The sequence below is a fragment of the Methylacidimicrobium sp. AP8 genome, assembly GCF_903064525.1.
Classification (GTDB): Bacteria; Verrucomicrobiota; Verrucomicrobiia; order Methylacidiphilales; family Methylacidiphilaceae; genus Methylacidimicrobium.
Genome location: NZ_LR797830.1, coordinates 528,752 through 553,533, shown reverse-complemented (window position 1 = coordinate 553,533; position 24,782 = coordinate 528,752). Strand labels below are relative to the sequence as shown.

The 24,782-nt window shown below is 64.3% G+C and carries 19 protein-coding genes and 2 pseudogenes; 7 read left to right on the top strand and 14 right to left on the bottom strand.

Annotated elements, in window-relative coordinates; translation table 11 throughout:
- Positions 1 to 4 precede the first annotated feature (4 nt).
- The 4 genes and pseudogenes from yidD to MTHMO_RS02460 all read right to left on the bottom strand — a co-directional run bounded on the left by yidD (position 5) and on the right by MTHMO_RS02460 (position 1,998).
- The gene (gene yidD / locus MTHMO_RS02475) at positions 5 to 373 is read right to left on the bottom strand and encodes a membrane protein insertion efficiency factor YidD (protein ID WP_237394715.1); all 369 of its coding nucleotides are present in this window, start codon (positions 371 to 373) and stop codon (positions 5 to 7) included.
- Positions 374 to 375: 2 nt separating this feature from the next.
- Positions 376 to 738, bottom strand: coding sequence for a ribonuclease P protein component (gene rnpA / locus MTHMO_RS02470; protein ID WP_202213379.1), 363 nt, complete (start codon positions 736 to 738; stop codon positions 376 to 378).
- 40 nt (positions 739 to 778) lie between these two features.
- Positions 779 to 904 (bottom strand): annotated as a pseudogene (rpmH, locus tag MTHMO_RS02465) (50S ribosomal protein L34); the annotation flags it as partial.
- 32 nt (positions 905 to 936) lie between these two features.
- A complete protein-coding gene (locus MTHMO_RS02460; protein WP_202213377.1) occupies positions 937 to 1,998 on the bottom strand; it encodes a polyprenyl synthetase family protein in 1,062 nt (353 codons plus the stop codon).
- Between the two features lie 414 nt (positions 1,999 to 2,412).
- Between MTHMO_RS02460 and MTHMO_RS02455 the strand changes: the two genes are divergently transcribed.
- The gene (locus tag MTHMO_RS02455) at positions 2,413 to 3,462 is read left to right on the top strand and encodes a hypothetical protein (RefSeq protein ID WP_237394713.1); all 1,050 of its coding nucleotides are present in this window, start codon (positions 2,413 to 2,415) and stop codon (positions 3,460 to 3,462) included.
- A gap of 156 nt (positions 3,463 to 3,618) precedes the next feature.
- A complete protein-coding gene (locus MTHMO_RS02450) occupies positions 3,619 to 4,281 on the top strand; it encodes a MotA/TolQ/ExbB proton channel family protein (RefSeq protein WP_202213376.1) in 663 nt (220 codons plus the stop codon).
- Between the two features lie 22 nt (positions 4,282 to 4,303).
- Here the strand turns inward: MTHMO_RS02450 and MTHMO_RS02445 are convergent, their stop codons facing one another.
- The 6 genes from MTHMO_RS02445 to MTHMO_RS02420 form a co-directional block, all read right to left on the bottom strand.
- Positions 4,304 to 5,410, bottom strand: a complete 1,107-nt coding sequence (locus tag MTHMO_RS02445; RefSeq protein WP_202213375.1) for an ABC transporter permease — start codon at positions 5,408 to 5,410, stop codon at positions 4,304 to 4,306.
- Between the two features lie 13 nt (positions 5,411 to 5,423).
- Positions 5,424 to 6,545 (bottom strand): ABC transporter permease, encoded by a 1,122-nt coding sequence (locus tag MTHMO_RS02440; RefSeq protein WP_202213374.1) that lies wholly within the window; start codon positions 6,543 to 6,545, stop codon positions 5,424 to 5,426.
- Positions 6,542 to 8,287, bottom strand: coding sequence for an ATP-binding cassette domain-containing protein (locus tag MTHMO_RS02435; protein WP_202213373.1), 1,746 nt, complete (start codon positions 8,285 to 8,287; stop codon positions 6,542 to 6,544). The genes MTHMO_RS02440 and MTHMO_RS02435 overlap by 4 nt, the downstream gene beginning before the upstream one ends.
- A 6-nt stretch (positions 8,288 to 8,293) precedes the next feature.
- Positions 8,294 to 9,154 (bottom strand): efflux RND transporter periplasmic adaptor subunit, encoded by an 861-nt coding sequence (locus MTHMO_RS02430; RefSeq protein ID WP_202214813.1) that lies wholly within the window; start codon positions 9,152 to 9,154, stop codon positions 8,294 to 8,296.
- A gap of 60 nt (positions 9,155 to 9,214) precedes the next feature.
- Positions 9,215 to 10,480 (bottom strand): TolC family protein, encoded by a 1,266-nt coding sequence (locus tag MTHMO_RS02425; RefSeq protein ID WP_237394711.1) that lies wholly within the window; start codon positions 10,478 to 10,480, stop codon positions 9,215 to 9,217.
- 234 nt (positions 10,481 to 10,714) lie between these two features.
- Positions 10,715 to 11,458 carry a YSC84-related protein gene (locus MTHMO_RS02420; RefSeq protein ID WP_237394709.1) on the bottom strand — a complete coding sequence of 248 codons (744 nt, stop codon included), beginning with the start codon at positions 11,456 to 11,458 and terminating at the stop codon, positions 10,715 to 10,717.
- 192 nt (positions 11,459 to 11,650) lie between these two features.
- On the opposite strand from MTHMO_RS02420, the gene MTHMO_RS02415 reads away from it, so the two are divergent.
- The 5 genes from MTHMO_RS02415 to MTHMO_RS02395 all read left to right on the top strand — a co-directional run bounded on the left by MTHMO_RS02415 (position 11,651) and on the right by MTHMO_RS02395 (position 19,629).
- Positions 11,651 to 12,274 carry a DUF3365 domain-containing protein gene (locus tag MTHMO_RS02415; RefSeq protein ID WP_202213372.1) on the top strand — a complete coding sequence of 208 codons (624 nt, stop codon included), beginning with the start codon at positions 11,651 to 11,653 and terminating at the stop codon, positions 12,272 to 12,274.
- A 40-nt stretch (positions 12,275 to 12,314) separates the two neighbouring features.
- Complete coding sequence (locus MTHMO_RS02410; RefSeq protein WP_202213371.1) at positions 12,315 to 13,427, top strand: LptF/LptG family permease; 1,113 nt, start codon at positions 12,315 to 12,317, stop codon at positions 13,425 to 13,427.
- A 64-nt stretch (positions 13,428 to 13,491) separates the two neighbouring features.
- Entirely contained in the window at positions 13,492 to 15,960 is a 2,469-nt protein-coding gene (locus MTHMO_RS02405) for a TonB-dependent siderophore receptor (protein WP_237394708.1), read from the top strand.
- Positions 15,961 to 16,299: 339 nt separating this feature from the next.
- On the top strand, positions 16,300 to 16,956 hold the full coding sequence (locus tag MTHMO_RS02400; protein WP_202213370.1) for an energy transducer TonB: 657 nt from the start codon (positions 16,300 to 16,302) through the stop codon (positions 16,954 to 16,956).
- Between the two features lie 174 nt (positions 16,957 to 17,130).
- Positions 17,131 to 19,629, top strand: coding sequence for a TonB-dependent siderophore receptor (locus tag MTHMO_RS02395; protein ID WP_237394707.1), 2,499 nt, complete (start codon positions 17,131 to 17,133; stop codon positions 19,627 to 19,629).
- A 204-nt stretch (positions 19,630 to 19,833) separates the two neighbouring features.
- On the opposite strand, the gene MTHMO_RS02390 is transcribed toward MTHMO_RS02395, so the two are convergent.
- From MTHMO_RS02390 to MTHMO_RS02375, 4 genes and pseudogenes are all read right to left on the bottom strand, one after another.
- The gene (locus MTHMO_RS02390; RefSeq protein WP_202213369.1) at positions 19,834 to 20,769 is read right to left on the bottom strand and encodes a vitamin K epoxide reductase family protein; all 936 of its coding nucleotides are present in this window, start codon (positions 20,767 to 20,769) and stop codon (positions 19,834 to 19,836) included.
- Positions 20,770 to 20,866: 97 nt separating this feature from the next.
- On the bottom strand, positions 20,867 to 22,390 hold the full coding sequence (locus MTHMO_RS02385) for a peptidylprolyl isomerase (RefSeq protein ID WP_202213368.1): 1,524 nt from the start codon (positions 22,388 to 22,390) through the stop codon (positions 20,867 to 20,869).
- 184 nt (positions 22,391 to 22,574) lie between these two features.
- Positions 22,575 to 24,203: an IS200/IS605 family accessory protein TnpB-related protein gene (locus MTHMO_RS02380; protein ID WP_202213367.1), complete on the bottom strand. Its 1,629-nt coding sequence runs from the start codon at positions 24,201 to 24,203 to the stop codon at positions 22,575 to 22,577.
- A pseudogene (locus MTHMO_RS02375) lies at positions 24,196 to 24,758 on the bottom strand (IS607 family transposase). Before MTHMO_RS02375 ends, MTHMO_RS02380 begins: the two are co-directional and overlap by 8 nt.
- Positions 24,759 to 24,782: the final 24 nt, after the last annotated feature.

Genomic DNA, 24,782 nt, shown 5'->3' with positions numbered 1-24,782 from the left:
CCACCTACCGATCCTCCCCCGTCTTCCTCCCGCCTCGTTCGCAGAGCGCGCAAAAAGCGTCCGGCGCCATGGCAAGCGGGCCGCCCTCTCGATCGGACCGGCCGGGAATCTTCTCCGCGCCCGTGCCGCAACCGTCTGCTCCATGGACGCCCTCTGCGCTCGCGGGGACGGGATCCCACCCGGAGGTCCCCCACGGATGGCACCGGACAAGGCGGCGCAGGCAGAGAGCTAGCCCGCGCCGGTACCCGAAGCGATCCACAGCCTGGAGGCAGTATTCCGAGCAGGTAGGCAGATGCCGGCAGCATCCGTAGAGCCCGAAGGTCTGCCGCAGCGGCGTCAATACCAAGCGATACACCGCCACAATCCAACGCATCCCTAGTTTCCCTTTCCGTGCGCCCGCGCTGACAACCTCGTCATTTTCTCTTTCAAACGCCAGAAGTCGAGCAAAGCCGCCTGCCGCCGAGCGATCCATCCGTAGATGAAGGGATCGTCGGGCCGCCAGATCCAGCGCCGGAACACCTCGCGCATCCGGCGTCGAACCCGATTGCGAACCACCGCGTTGCCGATCTTCCGCGGCGTGGCGAAGAACACGTCTCCTTCGATCGCCGTCTCACGCGGCAGGACGAGCAGGAGCAGGGCGCTATCATGGAAGGGCTTCCCCGCCGCAAAGAAGAGTTGGATGGCGCGGCGCTTTCGTATCGTCTTCGTGGACGGAGGTCGCCGAGTCCGGCTAGGCACCCGTATGGCGGGCGAACTTGCGCTCAACACCCTTCGGCACAAGGCGATACCGGCCTTTCGCCCGGCGTCGCCGGAGCACGATCCGCCCGGTACGCGAGCGGGTCCGCTCGAGAAACCCATGCTGCCGCAGCCGGCACCGTTTCGATGGTTGATAGGTTCGCTTCATTCGTCTTCCCTCACTTTCCCTCGGTCTCTTCCCTACGCTCCCCCCGGGAGCATGTTCTCGGCTCGGCGCCCCGCCGACATCCCTTCGATCAAGCGGTCGACCTGATTGCCGAGAAGATCGATGACCTCTTCCATCGCCCGCCTCGGCTCACCGGGCGAAAACCCCGCCAGCTCGTTCCGCGCACAGGAAAGAATGGCCTCCACCTTGCTGCGAGTCTTCGGCAGCACTCCGTTTTCGGCAAGAAGCGGCAATAGATCCTCCCGGCTGGCAAATCGCCCGCGATGGAAGGCATCGATCAACTCCTCCCGCTCGGGTCCGCTCCTCGAAGCAAGCAGGTAGAGAATCGGAAGAGTCGGCTTTCCGCCTCCCCAATCGGTGCCCAGAGTCTTTCCCGTGAGTTCCTCCTTTCCCAAGAGGTCGAGGCAATCGTCGTAAATCTGATACGCGATTCCCAGGGCCATGCCGTAGCGCCCCAAGGCACGACCGGCTTCTTCCGGCACCCCGTTGAGCCAAGCGCTGACCTCGCAAGGCATCCGAAAAAGCTCTCCGGTTTTCCGCTCGATGATCTCGAAGTAATCTTCCTCCCGGAGACTCCAATCGAAGCGCCGTTGCGTCTGCAGGATCTCGCCGGAGCAGACGGTGCATACCGCAGTCGCCACGCGCTCCACCGAACCTGCCGGCAGCTTGGCGCAAATCCGTAGGGCGTGCGCAAAGAGGGTGTCGCCCAGCAAGACCGACACCTCGTTCCCCCAGCGCGACGTCGCTGTCGGCTCCCCTCGCCGGATGGCGGCTCCGTCGAGGATGTCGTCGTGAACCAGCGTGGCCACATGAATCATCTCAACGACCACGGCCAACGCGACGTGATCGGCACGGATTCCTCCGCTCACTCCCGCGGAGAGCACGACCAAAAGAGGCCGCAGCCGCTTGCCGCGACTCGCGAGAAGGGAGCGGAAGTGCGGGCGGATCCAGGAGTCGATCTCTTCCGCCTGGCGGGAGATCTCCCGGTCGATCTGCTCCAAGGTGTCCTGGAACCCCGCCACCACGCCAAGCCGATCCGCTACGTGCTCTTGCCACTTTTGGTCACTCAGCTTCAAAACGGTCTCCGTTTCCTACCGGGGATTCTTCGCGATGAAAAAGCGCCGACCACCATACGCATCCGAATTTTCTTCTGTCAAACCGGGAGGAGCCGCTTCTTGAGCAGGCAGGAGGCGCACCGCCACAATTTATTAATATAGCGACAAGCCTGCCTCAAAACAGCTCTTTGCACGCGGGTCGCCCATGCCTTTGCCGGAAAAGCCGGACTGCGGCATGCCCCTTCTCTCATAGGCAACGACCATGCCGCATGATAGAGTGGCGCTTGATGCGGACGCAGGCACGATCGCGAATCGGCGGGTTCCTGATCCTCTCCCTCTTGTTGCATCTTCTTCTCACCTATCTCGTCACCTCGGGGATCGGATCGCGGCTCTTCCCGTCGACACCGCCCCCAACCCTCCCCGCCCAGCCTAACCATGCTCCAAATAGTCTCGCCCGACACCTTCATACCCACCGAGGAATGGCAGAAGAGCGATAAGGTCGACCCGCGAACTCCCTTGCAATCGGAACGGAACACCGCTTTACGCAGCGAGCAATCCGGCGCGCTGAAGGATTCCCCCCTTCCTCAGATGCAGGGGAATCCGCGCGCCTCGATGACCTACCAGGATCAGCCGGCGAGCCGCCCCTCTCCGCAGCACCCTTCCGGCCCCTCGCAACCCACCCGCCCGAGCCCGCAGAGCCGGCCCTCGCAGCAGTCTTCTCCGTCGCAGCCCAACCCGGCGCAAAAGTCCGCAGAGCAAGCCAAGACGGCGACGGAGAAGCCGCCCACGGAGAGCCCGAGACAGGAAGAGAAGAAAATCGTCAAGGAGGAAGCGGAGGCTCCGAAAGTCGCCGACCCGCGCCGCCCCGACGTTTTCCCGCGGGATATCCCGGACGCCAAGCCGCTGCTCCCCTTTTCTCCGGAGAAGCCGAAAGAGCCCGATGAGGCCGCAAGCCGGAAACAGGGAGAGAAGATCGCCGAGGAGTCCTCCCGGCCCGAAGCCAAACGCCCGCACAACCAGGATCCGAACGAAGAGAGCCGGCAGCGCCCCGAACAGAAGCCGGAGCCCGAGGCTACCCCCCCTCCCGCTCCCCCTCCTTCCCCGGCTTCGATGCCGAGGCATCGGATGCAGCTCTCCGGCGGGCGCACCGCCGAGATCGGCCCGGCCTCTCCCGCTTCCCGGGAAACAGAGCTAGGCCGTTACAAGGCCCGAATGTACCGGGCCATCGGCTCGCGCTGGTACCTGGAAGTCGAGCAGAACATGGCTCTCCTCGCCCTCGGATCGGTCCAGGTGCGTTTTTATGTCCAGGCCGACGGCACCATCCGCAACCTGCAGATCGTCTCCGAGGAAGGGCGCACCGAGGTTCTCCGGACGATCTCGAACGACGCAGTGCGGCTTTCCGCTCCTTTCGAGCCCTTCTCCGAAGGAATGAAGACCCAGCTGGGCCAGGGGTTCTGGGAGGAGATCACCTTTACGATCTACTAACAGTGACTGCTTCCGCGCTTGCTCCGGGCCCCTGGCGATTTTCGGCTGGCTTTCCGGGCAGGCCCATGCTATCGGAGTTAGGCGCATGCCGCATCCGAAGCCTACCGGTCTTCGCAGACTGAGCGTCGGTTCACTTCCACCACTGAGGCAAGAGAAATGCTCACGCACGCGAACTTCGCTGATGCATTCGGCTCCGTAAGCCGCTTTATCGAAGCCGCCGGAATCTTCATCTACCCGGTCGTCGGCTGCTCCGTCATCGGGTTGGCGGTGATCCTGGAGCGAGGCTTCGCCCTTCGTCGCTCGCGGATCATCCCCGCTCCGCTCGCCCGAGCCATTCAGGAGTTGGGATGGGGGGAGAGCCCCGAGCGCGTAGAAAAGCTCTGTCAGAACCAGAAAACGGTGCTCAGCCGGCTGGCCCGCTCCTGCCTGCAAAACATCACCTGGTCGAAGTTCGAGAACAGCGAAGCCCTGCAGGTAAAGGCGCGCGCGGAGATCGCGCAGCTCGAAAGGGGCCTAGTGATCCTGGAAATCATCACCGGGATCGGGCCGCTGCTCGGCCTTTTGGGCACCCTATCCGGATTGATCACGATCTTCGGCAACGTAGGGACTCACGGAATGGCCACGCAGGGGGCGGCGATCGCTCACGGCATCTCCGAAGCGCTCCACACGACCCTCGCCGGCCTGGCGATCGCGGTCCCCTGCCTCATCGCGCACAGCATCTACACCCGCCGAGTGGAGGCCTTCGGCGTCGAGCTCGAGAATCTCTGCTCGGACCTCCTCGCCAAGATCTACACGGAGGCGCCGGCGCCCGAATATTGAGCCGTTTGGAAAAGGTCGTCCTCTACCCTACCCGCCGTCGGAACACCCACCAAGCTCCGAGCAGCGTGGCTGCTGCAATCAGCACCATGGGAAGGAATTGCGGCCAGACCTCGCCGAAGCCCGCTCCCTCCAGGAACACGCGGCGGGTCACCACCAGGGCATAACGCAAGGGGTTCAGAAGCGTCAGCCACTGGACCAGCTCCGGCATGTTCCGGATCGGGGTGGAAAAACCGGACAGCACGATGGCCGGGCTCAGGAAGAAGAAGCTGCCGAGAAGGGCCTGCTGCTGAGTCATCGAGATCGAGGAAATGATCAGCCCCACCCCGATGGTCGCCAAGCTGTAGAAGGCCAGCCCTACGTAGAGCGCAAGCAGGTTGCCGACGAACGGAATGCGAAACCAGAGGATCGCGGTCAGCAGGATGAGGGTAAGCTCCCCCATGGCCACCAAGAATCCGGGAATCACCTTCCCCAGGACGATTTCCAACGGGGTCATCGGGGTCACCAGCAGCTGGTCGAGCGTGCCCGCTTCGCGTTCCCTGGCAACCGATAGGCCGACGGTCATGATCGACACCACCAGGGTCAGGGTGCCCAGCAACCCGGGAACGATAAACCAGCGGGACTCGAGGTTCGGGTTGAACCAGGCGCGCGGCTGAAGGACGGCCGGCGGCGGCCGCATCCCGTGCGACCGGAGCCAGTCCGCGTTGAAGTCGAGCACGATCTGGTTGACGTAGCCGAGCAGGATTCCGGCCGTGTTCGAGTTCCTCCCGTCGACGATCGCCTGCATTCGAGCCGGAGGGGAGACGAAGAGGTCTCGGCTGAAGTTCCGCCGAACATGGAGAACCAGGAGCGCCTTCTTCCGGTCGATTGCCTTCACGATCTCCTCGTCCGAATGCACGCGGCCCACGCAGCGGAAGACCCGGGAGCCCTCGAACCGGGCGAGCAGGTCGCGCGAGGCGCCGCTGTTTTCCTCGTCAAAGACGACGTAGGCAATCCGGTTGACGTCGAAGGTGGCGCCGTAGCCGAAAACAATCAGCTGGATCAGCGGCGGGCCGATCACGACGAACCGGCTCCGCTTGTCGCGGAAGAGCGCCAGGAGCTCCTTGACGATCAGGCCGAAGATACGCCGCATGGTTGGTGCCGGTTCATTCCAAGCTGCGCCGGGAGATCCTCCAAGCGATCCCGAGGAAGAGAGAGGCCATCAGGGAGAGCGCCGCCAGATTCGGCACGATCACGCTCCAGACGTTCCCGGCAAGAAAGATCGTCTGGAGCAGGGCCACGAAATACCGGGCGGCAAAGAGATAGGTGAAGAGGCGGATCGGCCCGGGCATCGAGCCGATGTCGAAAATAAAACCCGAGAGGATGAAGGCGGGCAGAAAGGTCGCGACGACCGCCACCATGCTTGCCAGGAAGGTGCTTCGAAACGCGGTGGAGATGACAAGACCCATCCCCAGCGAAGAAAGCAGGAAGAGCGCCGCGGCCAGGAAAAGCACCCAGGGCGAGCCGACGAGCGGCACCCCGAAAAGACCGACCGCCATCCCCACGGAGACCGCCATTCCTCCCATGCCGAGAACAAAGTAGGGACCGATCTTGCTCCAGAGGATCTCGGACACCGACACAGGAGTCGAGAGGAGGGCTTCCATGGTCCCCCGCTCCCACTCCCGCGCGATCACCAGCGCGGTCAACAGTGCGCCGACCAAGGTCATGTTGATCACGATCACCCCCGGGGCCAGATAGCGCCGGCTTTCGAGCGCCGGATTGAACCAGATGCGGCTTTCGACATCGACGGGGGTGAGGATCGGCTCTCCCGAGGTCTTCGCCTCCCGGTCGAGCCATTGACCCCAGACTCCTTGAAAATATCCTTCCAAAAGCCGCGCCGTATTCGCATCGACTCCGTTGACGATCAGGGAGATCGGTGCATTTCCCTCGCGCAGTCCGCGCCTGGTGAAATCGCCCCAGAGCCAGAGAATTGCCTCCACCTTGGTCCGGTTCATCGCCTCCTCGGCGGCCTCGATGGTGGCGTACGGATGGGGAGCGAAGTAGCGCGACTGCTCGAGGCCCGCCACGAAGCTTGCCGTAAGCGGGTTCGGCCTATCAACGACGACTCCGATGGGGAGTCGCAGGGCGTCCAGAGAAATTCCGTAGCCGAAGAGGAGGAGCAGGATGGCGGGTAGAACGACTCCGATTCCGATGCTGGCCGGATCCCGGCGGATCTGCATCCACTCCTTCCGCCAGAGCGCGCCCAAGCGCATCGGCGCGAAGCTCATCCCTCCCCCCTGCTCCGTTCGATCAGGCGGACAAAAGCCTCTTCCATCGAAGGCTCCGGTGTTTGCGCCGTGCGAAACGGCGCCTTGATATCGCCGGGAGTTCCTTCGGCGAGGATGCGCCCTTCGGCGATAATGATCAGCCGATCGCAAAACTCCGCTTCTTCCAGATGATGGGTCGTGATCAGCACCGTGACCCCTTTCTGCGCCATTTCCCCGATCCTCAGCCAGAGCTCCTCGCGAGCGAACGGGTCCATACCCGACGTCGGCTCGTCCAGGAAAAGCACGTCGGGCTCGTGCAAGAGCGCGCAGGCGAGAGCCAGCCTCTGCTTGAAGCCCAGGGGAAGCTCTTCCGCGCTCGCGTCGCGGTACGGCGCCAGCTCGAACTCCTCTTCCGCCCAGCCGATCCGTTCGGTCTGCGCCTTCGGCGACAGACCGTAGGCCCTGGCAAAAAATTGCATGTTCTGCCGGACCGTCAGAGAGCCGTAGAGCGAGAATTTTTGCGCCACATACCCGATCCGGGCCCGTGCCGAGGCCGCTCCGGTTCGGAGGTCGACGCCGGCCACCCGGGCGACGCCGGACGAAGGGGGAAGCAGCCCGCAGAGCATGCGAAAGGTCGTCGACTTCCCGGCGCCGTTGGGTCCGAGAAGCCCGAAGACCTCTCCGGCCCGCACCTGAAAGCTGATCTTCTTCACCGCCTCAAACGTGCCGAAGAACCGGGAAAGATCCCGCACGACGATCATCTCCTCCCCCGCTCGGGCGGGATGGTCCATCGAAGCCGTCCCGGGCGCGCGCGACTTGTTCCGGCCCTCCTGCTTCTCGCCGAGGGCGGCCAGGAATCCGTCCGAAAACCGGGGCGCGGCCGGCTCCGCCCGATAGCCGCCCAACCCGCTTGCCTCCAGCCGTCCCACAAGCGAACCGTCCGCCATGAGGACCCGGACCCCGCTCCCTTCGATCGAGGAGCTCAAGATGCCGGGAATCCGCGCAAGCCGGGAATGGAGGGGCCGCGGCCCGAGCCCGTTCGACTCGACGCGGAACGTCCTTCCGGCGGCGCGGGCGGCGATCGCCGCGGGCTCCCCCACGCTCAAGAGCTTTCCCTTGGACAATAGGATCACCTGCTGGCAAAGCTCGGCTTCTTCGAGGTAGGAGGTGCTCACGAAGATCGAGAGGCCCATCTCCTCCCGCAGCCGGAAGAGAATGGCCCAGAGCTCCCGCCGGGAAAGGGGATCGACGCCTACCGTCGGCTCGTCCAAAAGCAGAAGCCTCGGCCGCCCCAAGAGCGTGCAGACCAGTCCCAGCTTCTGCTTCATCCCTCCGGAAAGGCGGCCCGCCAACCGGTCGGTGAAGGAAGCCAAGCCGGCCATGTGCAAAAGCTCGGAGAAGCGAGCCGCCCGCGCCGATTTCGGCGCGCCTTGCAGATCGGCATAAAGTTCAAGATTTTCGGCGACGGTCAGATCCTCGTAGAGACCGAACCGCTGAGGCATGTACCCGAGCCATGAGGCCAGCTCCTGCTGCTGCCGGCCGGGATCCAGCCCCAGGACCGTGACCCGCCCTGCGTCGGGCCGGAGCAGGCCCGTGACGATCCGCAAAAGTGTGGTCTTCCCGGCACCGTCCGGTCCGACCAATCCCGTGATCCGGCCGGAAGCGATCTCCACCGAGATTCCCTCGAGCGCCACGACGCTCTTCGCTCCTTTTCCGAAGCGCTTGGCAATTCCCTCCAGGGAAATGCAGGGCGATCCGCTCATTTCGGGTCAATCCAAGCCGCATGGAGGCGGGGGCGGCGGATAGGGCTGGCTTCGGCGAATCTTCACCGTCGTCGGCATTCCCAGGCGGAGCCGGTGATCCGGATTGCAGGCATAGACGCGCACCTCGTAGACGAGCCGCGTCCGCAGCTGCGGAGTTTCGACGTTCTTGGGCGTAAATTCCGCCGTGGGGGAAATATACCCGATCCATCCGGAAAAGGCCTGTCCCGGATAGCTGTCGGTGTAAATCTCGGCCCGCATTCCCGGAAAGATCTTGCCCAGGTCCGGCTCGGGCACGTAGACGCGGGCCCAAACCGGATTGTCGAGAGCTACCGTGAAGACCGGGGCCTGCGGCGTCACCATGTCCCCGGGCTCCAAAATCCGCACTTCGATCACCCCGTCCTTGGGCGCCACGAGCTTCCCGTCCTGAAGCTGCCTCCGAGCGAGGACGAGCGCCGCTTCGTCGGCTTTTAGTCGATCCCGGGCCTCCTTCAGTGCGGCAACCGCGTTGTCCCGTTCCTGGAGGGAGACGTATCGGTCCTTGGCCAACGCCTCGGTGCGCCGATAGGTGATTTCGGCGTTCTCCAGAGCCGCCTGATCCACGCGCACGGTCGCCTCGGCCTTGCGCACGGCATCCTCCAGGCGCGAGAGATCTAATTCGGCCAGGACCTGGCCTTTCCGGATCCGGTCGCCTTCCCGGACGAACATCCGCTCGATGCGGCCTTCGTCGTAGAACGCCAATTGGATTTCGCGAATGTCGATGTTCCCGTAGAAGACAAGCCATTCCTTGGCTTCCAGCCCGGCACGCCACCAGAAGAAGACGGCGGCGGCCAGGACGGCGACCGCGAGCAGAGCCAGCCTCAGGAACATCCGCTTGCGACTCGGGAACTCTGCCTTTTTCGTCACCGGATGGTCCGCCATCATCCCCCTTCACCGCTTCCGGAGCAGATCGTTCAGGGCACGGATGTCCTCCACCGTGAGCACCCCTGCCGCTCCCTTCAATTGCACTCGATCGAGCAGATGGTTGTAGAGGGCGACGTAATAGTCCCTCCGCGCGCTGCCGTAGTCGGTGATCACGGTGAGCAGGTCGACGACGGAACGGGTTCCGATCTCGTAACCCTTCCGGGTCCCGTCCAAGCTCGTTTTCGCCGACTCCACGGCGGTTGCCGCGCTTTGCAGCTGCGAAACACTGCTCTGCAAGTTTAAAAAGGCCTCCTCGGTGTCGAGCTTGACCTGATCGATGGCGTTATCGAGATACCGCTGGCTCGCCCGCGCCTGGGCCTTCGCCTGCTTGACCCGAGCGCCGATTTGGCCGTCGAAGAACGGAACCGAAAGCGTAAGGAAGCCCGCTTCGGACTGGATGTTGAGCGGCACCGCGTTCACCCCGAGCGCCGCCGACGACCCCACCACGGAGAGCACGGGCCATTGCGCGCGCCGGTTCTGCTCGATCTGCTGGACCGCCGCCGCCAGAAGGGAGCGGGCTTGATGGAGAAGCGGCTGATTGTCGACCGCGGTTTTGGTCCAAATATCGATCTGATCCGGTTGCGGTCCGAGCGGCTGGATCTCCCCCACGTCCGCGAGCTTTCCGACCGGGCCGTGCGTGATCCGTTCCAAGACCTTTCGGGCAATTCCGACCGCATTGGTCGCCGTCGTCAAGTTCGATTCCGCCGCGTCGAAGCGAGCCTTCGCTTCCGAAGCGGCGATGACATCGCCCCGCCCGACGGCGAGAAAGGCGGTCGCCTGCTTCCAGACGCTCTGAAAAAGCTCCCGCTGCTCGGCGGCCACCCGCTGGTTGGCTTCGGCCTGAAGCACGGTCAGATAGGCCTGGACGACCCGGAGGATCATCTGCTGTTCCTGGTAAAGAACCATCGCATGCTGCGCCTGTGCTTGCGACTTCGCGACCCGCAATGCCGCGATGCTCTGCCCGTCGAGAAGTGGTTGCGTCAGCAGCACGGTGTAGTATTCGGCGGTCGTGCCGGTCGCGAGGCTGAAAGCGTTCCCAAAGGAGAGATTGAGGCTTGCGACCCCCGCTCCGCCGTAAGCCTGCATCTTCGGTCCGAGCGCCCAGCGGGCCGCCGAAATCCCCGCCGAGTTTGCGTTCAGGAGGTCTTTCTCCCGTGCCAGGAGGGGATCGGTTCTCGCCGCCTGCCGAAAGACCTCGAGCAGGTCCTCGGCATGGCCCGGGGCTGGAGTCAAGAAGCCGAGCAGGACAAGAACCCGGCAAACCCGCAGGAGCCCCGCGGCAACTTCACCGGCCTTCGCGGCCGAACCGCTTCGGCCGCAACCTCCTCCATGCGCCGGAAACCGTCTCCTCACCGGCGGGTTCCCCCTCTCTTCGGTCCTTCGCCCGCAGCTCCCGCTTTTCTCCAATGCGCCGGCCCTCCCGGTCCGCCCGGGGATCTTTCTTCCGGCGGCCCGCTCCCACCGCTCCTAATCGCTCGGCAGCGGCTCGTCCGACTCCGTGCGGCTCTTTTTGCCGCTCTTCTCGGCCGGACCACCGCTATAGGGCTTCTCGAGCTCTTGGATAAGAACCCTCGCCTTCGCAGGGGGCCGAACCTTCCCCGTCAGGATTTCCTCGGGGCTCACCTCCCGCCCGTAGTACTGCCGATTGGTCTCCGGAGCCTCGGCGATCACCGTCCCTTCGAGCGACAGCCCTCCGAAGATTCCCTGGCTGCGGCTATAGGTATACACCGCGGCAAATGGGGTCACCGATCCCTCGGCGGTCCGGCCCACCGGGCCTGCCGCCGCGCTGATGCTGCCGCCCAGGGTCACGTTGCCGCCGTGCGCGAAGGCCAGGATGGCCTCCCGGGTATTCAGGACGAGCACGAAGTCGGTCAGGTTGGCACCCACCTGGAAGCCGAACCCGAGGCCGCCGGTAGCGATCGCGGAAGGCCCGGACCAGCCGCCGTCTGTCCGCGCGATCACCAAGCCCCGGCCTCCGCGGGCGCTGACCAGAAAGCCCGCCTTGATCACCGTGAGGATGGCGAAGCCCTTGGCATTGCGGAAGACTGCCGGCGGGATCTCCTCCTCGGGCAGCGACCGGAAGCTGCGGATGATTTCGGCCGCTTGCACCACGCTATTCTGAAGATCCCACGCCCAGGAGCGGCCCGTCCCGAGGGCGATCCAGAGCATGACGACCGCCAGGATTCCGGTTGCCTCTCTTTTCGCCCCCACGATCCTCCCCTTCCTCCTCTTCTTGTCGCCCGGACGATCCTCGGCTTGCCGGCGCAGCACCGTTATCGGCCCGCGGAGCGCGGAAGGCAAGTGCCGACCTCCGTCGGCTTCCAGGCGCCGCGGCGCTTCGTTTTTCTTTTCCTGCGGCCGGAAGCAAGGCACACTTCAATCGGGCACCCCGCGAGGTCGCGCATGAACCTACTTCTTCCGACCTTCCTCGCCCTCCTCCTTTTCGGGGTCGAGAGGTCTTCCGCCCAAACCACCCAGCCGATCGTCGAGCAGCCGACGCTTGCGGAGAGCGAACGGATCCGGGCGATCGCAAAACCGGTCGCGCAGACGCTCCTGACGACGATCCGCGAGGAGCTCACCCGAGCCTTGGCAAAGGGAGGACCGGTCGGCGCGATTTCGGTCTGCCGGATCCAAGCGCCGGCGCTTACTACCGAGGTGCGCGAACGGGCGCGCCCCCCCGGGGCGATTTTTCTGCTCAAGCGCACCTCCAACCGCGTGCGCAATCCTGCGGATGCGCCTGATCCGGTCGAACAGCAAGCTCTCCGGATTTATCTAGAAGCGGAGTCGCGGCACGAACCGCTCCCCCCCGATCTGCTGCAGAAGGTGGTGGCGGAGGGCAAGACGACCTACCGCTACTACCAGCCGATCCGGATCACCGGCCTCTGCCTCTCCTGCCACGGAGATCCGGCCTCCTTTTCGCCGGACCTCAAAGCCGCGCTCCGCGCAAGCTACCCGGAGGATCGGGCGACCGGATACAAAGACGGAGACTTCCGCGGCCTCGTAGTCGTCGGCGTGAACCTGCCTTGAACCCCGTTCCCCTATCCTGCATGCGCGACCTCGCCAGCCCGTGAAGATCCTCTCGCGCTACTTGTATGCCTCCTTTCTGAAGCCCCTTCTCTTCTCGATCGTCGGCTTCCTTTCGCTCCTGGTTTTGGCCGATCTCTTCGGCTCGCTCGAGGACTTTATCACCAACAAGACCCCGACGGCGATCGTGGTCTCCTACTACACCGCCTTCCTGCCGGCCGCGCTGATCATCGTAGCACCCCCGGCCACGCTCTTCGCCGCCCTTTATTGCCTGATGCAGTTCCAGCGGCACAGCGAGTTCATCGCTATGCAGAGCTGCTGCGTCCCCTTGAGCCGCATTTTTCTCCCGTTCCTGGTCGTGGGCGTCGGCCTGACCGTCGCTCTCCTCGCCATCCAGCTCGGTCCCGGCGGCAACTCCCAAGCCAGGCGGGACCAGATCATGGAGCAGATCAAGGGCAACCGCTCCGCCGTGACCTCGGTCCGGGGGATGATCTTCCGGGAGGCGGGCCGGCATCGGATCTGGTACTTCCAGGAGCTCGATCTCGGGGCCAAAGAAGCCCGTAACCTCGAGGTGATCGTGCAGAACGTGCTCGGAGCGGATCAAAAAAAATACTTCGCGCGCCTCGGGCGGTGGAAGGACGGCCACTGGACCCTGATCGACGTGAATCGAGTCGACTACGACGCCGCCGGCAACTTCCGCAGCTCCACCCTCTTCCCCGAACTCGCCCTGCCCGCGTGGGACACCCCGCCGCAGCGTATGGTCGCCCTCGAGACCAAGCCCAGGGATCTCGATGCCCGAGAGCTCTGGAAGCTGATCGCCAACCCGGGACAACTTTCTCCGCGCACGCTGGCCCCTTACAAGATCCAGTTCTACAACCTCTTCGCCGAGCCGTGCTCCGCCTTCGTCCTCCTCCTGCTCGGACTCTCGGAGGGAGCCCGGCTCAACCGGCGCCACCCGACGGCCGGGGTCTTCCACGCGATCTTCATCCTGATCGCCTTTTTCCTGGTTTACCGCTTCTTCCTCATCCTAGGCCAGGGCTCCCGCCTCCCCGCCCCTTTGGCCGTGAGCCTGCCGCTCGCCGGCTTCTTGATCTTCGGTCTCCTCCGCTTAGCGCCCCTCTTCGGCATCGATCTCCCGCGCCCGTTTCGGAGATAGGCCGGCCAACCGATCCATTTCGCTTTTCGCTTTTATGAGGCCCCGGCGGCGGATTTCCCCTGACTTGCCCTTCGCGGCGCTCCTTTTTCTCTGCTTCCTGCTTCCCTCCGGGGCCGACGGACAGGAGCCGGCCTTTGCACCGTCGGCCGCCGCCCCGCAATCGCCGGCCGTGCTGCCCGAAGTGTCCGTGACGGCGGCGGCTCCCCCCGCATCGGACGTCCTGCCGGCCGACACCTCCTCGGTCTACGGGCTCGACCTCTCGGTCCTCGACACCCCGCGGCAGGTGACCCCGGTCAACCAGACCCTGATGCGCTCGGCGGGCATGACCGCCCAAGGCTACATCGACCCCCTGAGCACCGCCTTCCTGGTCCCGGGAGCGATCAGCGAAAACGCCGGTGCCACCATGGCCGCCCCCTCCGTCCGGGGCATGGCCGCGCAGCCCTACATCAACGGCATCCAGTGGACAGCCCTCTATGCGGGCGGGGTGCTCACTCCCTTCAACTGGAACATGGTCGAGTCGGAGGACATCACCGAGGGGCCGGCCAACGCCGTCTTCGGCCAGCAGCAGGCGGCCGGCGGAACGGTCAACTACATCACCAAGCAGCCCTACTTCGACCGCTTCCGCGGCCAGGTCTGGGACACCACCGGCATGTACCAAAACTACATGTGGGGCGCCGACATCGGCGGCCCGGTCGATCAGCAGCACAAGGTCGCCTATCGCTTGAGCTACATGGGCATCGAGAACGGAAGCTACTACCAGCCCGACGTCCACAACGACCAGCAGAACGTCTACCTCGCCCTCGGCGCCCGCCCCACCGACAACTACTCGGTCGACTTCTACTCCGACTTCGGCACCTACGATTTCACCCCCATGTTCGAATGGATGAACCGGCCGACGACGGCCCTTATCCAAAACGGCCTCTACAACACCGGCTCCCTCCCCGTCTCCCAAGTCCAGATCGGGACGGTCGACAACCCCGGCTTCGCCGCCTACGCCGGCCCCTTGGAGCCGATCAGCCGCCGGATGATCGCCAACAACCCCGAGTCCGAAGGACTCGCCTACACCGGCTTCGTCCAGCTCGTCCAGCGCCTCCAGATCGACGAGAGCCTCCAGCTCCGCAACAACACCTTCGCCTACTACGGACGCAACGCAGTGGTCGCTCCCGCCTCCTACTACACCGAAGTCGCCATGGGGGATTACGAAATCGACAACCGGACCGAGATCCTCGCCCAGTTCGCCACCCCGATCGGCTCCGCCAAGGATAGCTCATCCACGGAAAGCGGGCTCCTCGGCGGGCTCCTCCTCCAACACCAGATCGACGCGGGAGTCGAATGGGGCTTCGAGCACAACCTCGACTACGAATCGGAACTCTACTTCGGCAGCGCCAACGCCTGGGACATCCTCCGCACCAACCCCACAACCTGGAACTTCACCCAGACTGCCTTCTTCCGATCCCTCATCCGCAACCCCTCCGCCCCGGGCGGCGGAGAGTGGCCGATCCCCGGAATGCCCGGCGTCTACTTCGAGCCCCTCAACGGAAGCGCCGGAACCACCGACTCCAACTACTGGACCCTCGCCCCCTTCTACCAGCACAACATCCAGATCACCGACAAGCTCTCCCTCCTCTTCGGCGCCCGGGCCACCACCTACTTCGTCTCCAGCCAGACCCCCCCAGGCACCCCGCCCGAGCTCTTCGTCCAAGCCCAAACCGTCCAGGAGCTCCCTATGGTCAACGCGAGTGCGGTCTACAAAATCTACCCCTGGTGGACCGCCTACTTCAGCTACAACTGGATGTATGTCGCCAACGTCGGAGCCGTCGGCGGATTCAACGTCTACCCCACCGGCCTCCCCAATAGCCTCTTCGACCTGCAAGAACAGCTCTTCGAAGGAGGATTCAAGTGGAGCCTCCTCCATAATAAGCTCTACGCCTCCCTCGCCGGCTTCTCGCAGGAAATCCCCCTCTTCAACTTCGTCGACGTCTCCCCCACCCCGGCCACCGTCACCGGGCTCGAAGCCAACCTCACCTACCAACCCGATCGCCACTGGTGGATGCGCACCGGCTACTTCTTCGCCCGCGGCGTCGAAGACTGGTCCGGCCTCCCCTATGGCCCGCCCATGTCCCAAACCTACTCCACCGCCTTCGCCCTCCGGGCCGACCTCCCCCTCAACAACTACGCCAGCTACCCCCCGGGCGACTACCCCTTCATCGGCTGGCCCCAGCAAGTCATCAACGCCATGGTCACCTACCAGGCCGATTCGGGCTTCGGAGCAACCTTGAGCGCCCTCCTCATGAGCCAGCAGTTCCTCGGCTACAACTACGCCACCGCCATCCCCTGGGAATACCTCCTCAACGCCCGAATCTTCTACTCCCAACCCCAATGGGAGCTCTCCCTCTGGATCTACAACCTAACCAACGAGCACTACTGGCTCCCCTATGCCATCGGCTCGATGCCCGACCGCACCAACGACTACGGCGGCATCGTCGCCGGCCTCCCCTTCTGGATCCAAGGCACCGTCGCCTGGAAATTCTAACGCCCCGCCCGCCGGGCCGGACCAAAGCCGCCGAGTCCGAGCAAGCTCTTCTGCCCGGGACAGGGATACCGGCAGCCACATACCGGCAATGGGACATGATCTTCCCGATTCGACGCCCTTCGGGAGCAAAGACCGCAACGGAAAGCAGACCATCGGCAAGCGGCCATCAGCGGCGGCCGGTTCTGGACCGTACTCTTCCCATGGCCGCAAAAAGCGGAGTCGGCATCCCTCCTACTCCGCCGGCCAGGAGAGTTGACTCATAATTTAGGCTCGACTAAAACTAATCCGATGCATCGGCCGGGCGGATCACGCTTCGGATCTCGCAGGCCGAAGAAGGCGATGGATCGCGCGCGCTGGATCGGCTGGATCCTCTCGGTCGTGGTTCATGCGGCCTTCCTTTTTAGAACCGGCCGCCTGGTAACGCAAAAGGTCGAGTACGGCGTCGCCCCCGGCCGGAGCTCGGTCGCCGTCGAGCTTGTCGAGGGTGCGGCTCCCGCGGCCGAAACGAAAATCGAGAGCCCTTCTCCCGAAGCTTTCCCCCGGTCGCATCCCGACGAGATGGCTCCCGCCATCGTGCGAAAGCCCGAGCTACCGCCCGCACCCGCCGCTCGGCCCGCTCCGAAGCGGCCGCCCCGGCTACGCCCGGCGGCCGCAACGAGCCGGGGACTCAGGGGCGCCGGCCCGGATACGGCCACCTTCCAGCGGACCGCGGGCAGCAGCTCCGCTCGCCCCGACTACCTGCGGAATCCCCCTCCCGCCTATCCCGAGGAGAGCCGGCGGAGGAGAGAAGAGGGGACGGTGCTGGTCAAGGTCTTTGTCTCGCCCCTGGGCACTCCTCAGGCCGTCTCCCTCTACCGGAGCTCGGGGTTTCCTGCCCTCGACCAGGCGGCCTTGGAGGCGGTGCGCCGCTGGCGATTCCGGCCGGCGACCGCCGGCGGAGCTCCCGTCGCCTCCTATGCGGTGGTTCCGATCGCCTTTCACTTGACCGATCGCTAAACGCAGCTTCACCGGGGGAGGAAGGCATCTTTTCCCCGAAGGGAAGAGGGCTGCCGAGCGATCCGGCCGCCGCATCGCGCCTCCCGACGGGTCATCCTTTAGCGCAATCCGCCGCTAAAAATTGGCAAGGGAGCGATAGCGGCTTCTCATCTTTTTGCTCTACTCTCCACTCGCATGAAGCCATGGCGGCGGATTTCCCCTGGCTTGCCCTTCGCGGCGCTCCTTTTTCTCTGCTTCCTGCTTCCTTCCGGTGCCGGCGGACAGGAGCCGGCCTTTGCACCGTCGGCCGCCGCCCCGCAATCGCCGGCCGTGCTGCCCGAAGTGTCCGTGACGGCGGCGGCTCCCCCCGCATCGGACGTCCTGCCGGCCGACACCTCCTCGGTCTACGGGCTCGACCTCTCGGTCCTCGACACCCCGCGGCAGGTGACCCCGGTCAACCAGACCCTGATGCGCTCGGCGGGCATGACCGCCCAAGGCTACATCGACCCCCTGAGCACCGCCTTCCTGATCCCAGGCGCCATCAGCGAAAACAGCGGTGGGATGATGGCCGCCCCCTCCGTCCGGGGCATGGCGGCACAGCCCTACATCAATGGAATCCAGTTCACGGCTCTCCAAGCGGGCATGCCGCTGACCCCCTTCAACTGGAACATGGTTGAGTCCGAGGACATCACCGAGGGGCCGGCCAACGCCGTCTTCGGCCAGCAGCAGGCAGCCGGCGGCACGGTCAACTACATCACCAAGCAGCCCTATTTCGACCGCTTCCGCGGCCAGGTCTGGGACACCACCGGCATGTACCAAAACTACATGTGGGGCGCCGACATCGGCGGCCCGGTCGATCAGCAGCACAAGGTCGCCTATCGCTTGAGCTACATGGGCATCGAGAACGGAAGCTACTACCAGCCCGACGTCCACAACGACCAGCAGAACGTCTACCTCGCCCTCGGCGCCCGCCCCACCGACAACTACTCGGTCGACTTCTACTCCGACTTCGGCACCTACGATTTCACCCCGACGATGGAGTGGATGAACCGGCCGACCAGCTCTCTCATCGAGGACGGCCTCTACAACACCGGCTCCTTGCCCGTCTCCCAAGTCCAGATCGGAACGGTCAACAATCCCGGATTCGCCAGCTACGCGGGGCCTCTGGAGCCGATCAGCCGCAGAATGATCGCCAATAACCCCGAATCCCAAGGACTCGGCTACACGGGATTCGTCCAGCTCGTCCAGCGGCTCCAGATCGACGAGAGCCTCCAGCTCCGCAACAACACCTTCGCCTACTATGGACGCAATTCGGTGGTGGCTCCGGCCGCCTACTATACCGAAGTCGCCATGGGGGATTACGAGATCGACAACCGCACCGAACTCCTCGCCCAGTTCGCCACCCCGATCGGCCAATCGAAGGAAAGCTCAACCCAAGAAGGCGGGCTGCTCGGCGGGCTCCTCCTCCAACACCAGATCGACGCGGGAGTCGAATGGGGCTTCGAGCACAACCTCGATTACGAATCGGAACTCTACTTCGGCAGCGCCAACGCCTGGGACATCCTCCGCACCAACCCGACGAGTTGGAATCTCACCCAGACCGCATTCTTCCAATCCCTGATCCGTAATCCCTCCGCTCCGGGAGGCGGCGAGTGGCCGATTCCGGGAAAGCCCGGCGCCTACTTCGAGCCGCTCAACGGAAGCGCTGGAACGACCGATTCCAACTACTGGACCCTCGCACCCTTCTATCAGCATAATCTCCAGGTCACCGACAAGTTCTCCGTCCTCTTCGGCGCCCGCGCCACCACCTATTTCGTCTCAAGCCAGACGCCACCCGGAACCCCGCCCCAACTCTTCGTGCAAGCGCAAACCATCCAAGAGCTTCCCATGGTGAACGCGAGTGCGGTTTACAAGATCTACCCCTGGTGGACCGCCTACTTCAGCTACAACTGGATGTATGTCGCCAACGTCGGAGCCGTCGGCGGATTCAACGTCTACCCCACCGGCCTCCCCAATAGCCTCTTCGACCTGCAAGAACAGCTCTTCGAAGGAGGATTCAAGTGGAGCCTCCTCCATAATAAGCTCTACGCCTCCCTCGCCGGCTTCTCGCAGGAAATCCCCCTCTTCAACTTCGTCGACGTCTCCCCCACCCCGGCCACCGTCACCGGGCTCGAAGCCAACCTCACCTACCAACCCGATCGTCACTGGTGGATGCGCACGGGTTACTTCTTTGCGCGCGGCGTCGAAGACTGGTCCGGCTTGCCCTCGGGCCCACCCATGTCGCAGACCTACTCCACCGCCTACGCCCTCCGGGCCGACCTTCCGCTCAACAATAACGCCAGTTACCCGCCCGGCGCCTATCCCTTCATCGGCTGGCCCCAGCAGGTCATCAACGCGATGGTCACCTACCAGGCCGATTCGGGCTTCGGAGCGACCGTAAGCGCGCTCGTGATGAGCCAGCAGTTCCTCGGCTACAACTACGCGACGGCGATCCCCTGGCAATATCTCCTCAACGCCCGGATCTTCTACGCCCAGCCGAAGTGGGAAGTCTCCCTCTGGATCTACAATCTGACCAACGAGCCCTACTGGCTTCCCTACGCCATCGGCACGATGCCCGATCGCACCAACGACTATGGCGGCATCGTCGCGGGGCTGCCCTTCTGGGTCCAGGCCACCTTCGCCTGGAAGTTCTAGCGGCCATTTCTCACAAATTTCGTAGCCGAGGCGCCGCAAATGGGCTTGGGTGCGAGGCGGGCGCAGGTTTTCCACCGGAGCTGTATGAAGACATACTGCGAGGATGGAAAACCAAGCGGGAGCGAAGCAGACGAGCCCGTTTTGCAAGCCGTAGGAGAAAGCTTGTGAGAAATGGCCGCTAGCCGGCAGGCTACCCCGCCTTGCTCACGGTCCGATCGGCGGGTTCCTCCGTCCGCCGGGCCGGGGACGGAAGCCGGTCAGCTCCGCCAAGGTTTCCGGCGTCAAGATGCCCTCGTATTTGCGATTGCCTATGGTCCAGGTCGGAAAGATCCGCACACCGATCTCCCGGCAGGGCGCGGCCATCGGGCCCCCGCGTCCCTCGGGGGCGCAATCGACGAAGGGGAGCAGCGCCTCGGCCTCTCCGAAGAGCGCGCGCTGGAGCCGGCAATGGCTGCACCAGGTAGCCCCGTAGAACTTCACCCCGCTCTTGGTTAGATGAGCGGCCAGCTCTTCCAGCCAAACCAGATCCTCCCCCTTCTGCGGAACCGCCGCCGCAGCCCGGAGCGCCCGGTCTCTCCGGAGCGACGCGGCGTGGAAGAGGACCGCGGACCCCCCCGCGGCCGCCAGAACCACAGGCAGCAGCAGAACCCAGGAACGTCTTGCCGGTTTCTCCCCCGGTGTCAGCAAAAGCAACACGAAGAGAAGGCAAAGAAGTCCCGCCGAGGTGAGGCAGTAGGGGCAGGTCGCCCCGAGCACAAAGACCGAGACATAGACAAAGAGGCCGCTCCACACGAGTCCGAAGAGGAGGAGGGCAAAGCCCACGCTCCGCCGGAAGGCCGTCCAACCCGAAAGGGAGAGGGTCGCGAGCGCGCCGTAGAGGCCCAACCCGTAGAGGCTCACCGGCTGTCCGAAAAGCTTCGCCCAGGCGCTCGTGAGGACCGTCCCGCAGCCCCCGTCGGCGGGGCAACCCGCGGGGAGCTTCCCCCACCAGGACAGCCCGGTCAGATACGCGGTCAACACCGCCCCGCCTAGGGATCCCACGAGAAAGAGCCGGCGCAAGATCCGCTCCGCCGCCCTGTCCCCCGAATTCCCGCGCGTTCCGTCCGCCATTTTCTCCTTTTCCCGCCGTGCCGTTGCCATAACCTTCCCGAGAATTTCCCCATGCTCGGGCGGGGGAGCGCGCCGCACCGGGGGATATCCTCCCGGAAAAAAGAAAAGCATGCCCCGAGGCCGCTGCTCAGGGCTCCTCCGGCCCCAGGCTCGCCAAGCTCCTGGGCAGTTGGTATCCCGGCTTCCGGTTCTCCTCCATGAGCCACTCTTCCAAAAATTCCTGCTCGCGGCTTTCCCGCAGTCCATCGGCGATCTGCCGCCGCAGCTCCGCGCTTTCCGGCATGGCAGGAGCCTCCCGGGACTCGAGGTAGACGAGGATGCCCCCTCCCGGAACCGGAGCAAACCCGCTAAGTTGCCCGGGCTCGAGGAGGCGGCTCACGAGCGCAATCTCCGCTCCGTCCTTGACCTCCTTCGGCGGCTCGGCGGGCACGAAGTGTGTCAAGGTTTCCGCCGCAAGCTTCCGCTCCCGGACCAGATCGGCGAACGGCTTGCCTGCGGAAAGCTCCTTCCGGAGGCCCTGCGCCATCTCCTTTCCCTGCGCGAGAAGCTTCTCGAAAGCGAGCCGCTCGGCCAGCCTCCGGCGGAGGATCTCGCGGACCTCCGCCGGCGGCCGCAGCCGGCTCGGCTCTACTTCCTTGAGCAACACCACCCGGAAGCCTTCCGCCGACCGGATCGGATCACTAATCGGATTCTCCTCCGAAAGAGCGAAGGCGGCTTCGGCAAGGGCGGGGCCGTCGCCTCCGGGAAGGTCCGGCGGCTGTTCCTCGGAAATCGATCCGATTTCCCGGACGGTGAGCCCCAGCTGTTGCGCCTTTTCGAAAAAGGCCTTCTTTTTGACCTCCTCCCGGCTCAGCGCCACCGCGAAATCCTCCGCCCGCTGCAAGAGCTTCTCCTCGGCTTCCTTCCGTTCCTTCTCCGGGAGCTTCCTCTCTTCCGGAGAAAGTGCGAACTCGACATAGGCGATCTTCCTCTGCTCGGGAATCCGAAGGGAGGGATCCGACCCATGCTGCTGCATCTCCGCATCGAGCTGCTCCGGCGTCACCGTGATCGACGGCAGGAACTGCTCCAGGGAAAGCCGAACCACGGTCAGCCGGGCGGGCCCGAACTCCGACCGGTAGAGCCGATCGACCTCTTCCGGACCGACCTGGATGCCGGCGACGAGGGAGAGCTTGACTTGATCGATGAGCAGGTTCTCCCGGACGATCTCCACGAACCGCTCCCCCTTGATTCCCCGCGTGCCCAGAAACCCGTTGACGAACTGGTTGTAGAGCTCCTCGCTGTATTTGCCGTCCTTCTGGAGAAAGGGAAGCCCCTCGATCGCCTGGATCACCGCCTCGTCGGGCACCAGGCAGTGGAGCCGCTTGGCCTCCTCCAGGAACACCAGCCTCCCCCAGGCGATTTCATTGAGCAGCCGGTCCAATCCCTCCCGGCGCGGCCCCCGGCCGCCGGAAAAAAGCGCCAGCTCCATTTCCGCCGCCTGCCGCGAGAGGCGGAAGGTTTCGAGGGTCACCTCTTTTCCCGCGATCTTTCCTACCGCCCTCCCGCGCAATCGGCTCAGAGCGGGAACGTTGTAAAACAGAAGAAAGGAAAGCCCGATTAGAGCAAGGATGAGCACGAGCAAGCCCGAGTGGGAGCGGAAAAGTTTGAGCATAGTGAGAAAGCAACGGCGCGGGTTCCCTTTCGGCAATCGCCGATAGCATAGCGCTCCGGGAAAAAAAAGCTTCCATCGCGAGTTTCCCGGCTTTCCGCCGGACCGTTCCTCGAGCGGAGTCGCGCACAAAACAACGAACTGATCAAGGTCGACGCCGTTCCTAAAACCATAGACAACCGTTCCCCTACCAGGGAAGATCGTCCATGACGTCGGCCGAACAGTGTTGCCGACGATTCGCGTGCCGGGGTTTCGCCGGCAAGGCCCGGGTAGCGCCCAATGCCCGCGATTTCGGGAGCAGAGGCGCGGGAGGCAAGCGGTGGCCTCCCGACCGGGCATGCGCTGCATGCGCCGCTTTGAGCCCCTTCCGAACGTCCGCCCAGAACGACCATACATGCTTCGCTCGATTCCTCGCGGGTAGGGCGAAGGTGACGTGGCCGCCATTGCGGGTCGGCACGACGGCCTCCCGCACGGACGGGCGCTCGGATAGGCCCAATCCTCTCCGGGCGATGGCGTAGGCCGCGCCCTGGTGAGAACCGATGCCATGACGGCGCGCGTGGTTGACCGCGCCAATCACGGAAGTGTAGGCCGGGTCGACTTCGATCACCTCGACTCCAGCACGAAAAGAAGCCGCCTTGAGCATGGAGATCGTCTTGGCGTAGGCGAAGGATGAGAGCGAGCGAGCCCGGACGGGATCGACCGACTCGAGTTCGGCCTTCCTTTTGCAAAGATCCAATCGCTCGATCACGAGCGGCTTGCCCGATTCGGCGCAGGCCCGGGCGATCTGTCGGCACGCATCGCCGATTCTGGCTTTCGCCTGCTCCTCGCTCTTCCCATAGAGATGCAATCCGATCCGGCGGATTTCCACGAGGTTGCCGAAGCGGTCGGTTTCGGCCAAGGCAAGATGATCCGGGTTGATGTCAACGCCGATCGCTCCGGCAAGGCGGCGTGTCGCCAGGGCAACCGGTTGCGCCTCGACGCTCACGAACACCCGCCAGCCCTTCCGATCCCGCACGAAGCGGTAGCTCACGGCGGATTCCTCCCGCTTGCGGACGAGCTTCCCCGTCTTGGTTTGTGCGGTAACGATCCGGCTGGCGGAGAGGGCCTGGAGGATCGCATCCTGGCCGTAGGCGAAGCGCACGCCCTCGAGCACCAGGTGTTTGCTCGTGCTTCCCAATCCGTCCGGCAGCCGCAACCGTAGCCGCAGGCCGCCGTCCGGAGCGACCGTGGCTTGGCAGGACTGGTTGCCCGAGGCCTCGTCCTTCGATCCGAGCAGAAAGAACTGGCTGCTCCGTTCCGCCTGCCAATCCTTCTTCCAATCGGCGTGGCTGGCGTATCCGTTCTCTTCCAGGGCAAACTGCTTGCGGAAGAGGCGGCGGGAACCGAAACAGAGCCGGACCCGGCCGGACTCCTGATCGGCCAGAAGCGCATCGAGCTTCGCCCGCAGGACGGCAAGCCGCCGCTTTTTCTGGTGTAAGACATTCGATCCCGGATGCTTCTTCTCCAGTCGACCGATCGCCTCTTCCGCTCTCTTGATCCGCCATTTGGCTTCCTCGATCAACTCGGGCCGCCTTTCCCGGATCAAGGCGATCTTGCCCTCAAGCTCGACCCGAATGGCGTTGAACTGCCGGGAGGTGAGGCCGAATCGGCGCAGGAACGACCGCTTGAGCTCGTTCATGGATGCGCCCGCCCGCATCTTGGCAAAGAGGCTCCGCTGCGCCCGCCCGTAGAGTTCCGCATAGACATCAAGCGACGCCGACTGCTCGGGTGTGAGCCTCACACGGGTCTGGTACGTGAAAACCGGGAGCTTACTCATGGATCGCTTTCAGTGCCTTCTTGGCGCGGTTCTGGGCGGATCGCTTCCCGTAAAGCCTGGCACACATCGAAACGATGACCTCGTGCAGGTCGCGCACGATATCGTCGGTCATCTCGTCCGGATCGACCACTAGAACCGATCGGCTCTGCGCGTACAGAAGCCGCTTCCACGTACTCCAAGCCGAAGCGCATCAGCCGGTCCCGATGCTCCACCAGAATGACGCCAACCTTCGGATCACGCAAGAGCCCGATCATGCCTTTCCGATGGCCGTTCAAACCGGAGGCAACTTCCTTGACGGCCTTGACGATCGGCAACCGTTTGCTTGAGCGCAAACTCGGTCAGCCGAGCCAATTGCCGGTCCAGATCCGCTTTCTGATCGGAGCTGGATACCCGTGCGTAAAGGACGACCCCATTAGGTTGCGAGGGCTCCGCATGCACGATCACCGTTCCGGTCGGCAACTGCTCGGCCGGGACGGGCAAACGCCCTTCCTTCCACATCCGCCAAGCCGTCTTGTAGCAGACGCCCTGCCGCTTGGCCCAGACACTCAACTTCACTCGGACATACTGCCATTAAACTTG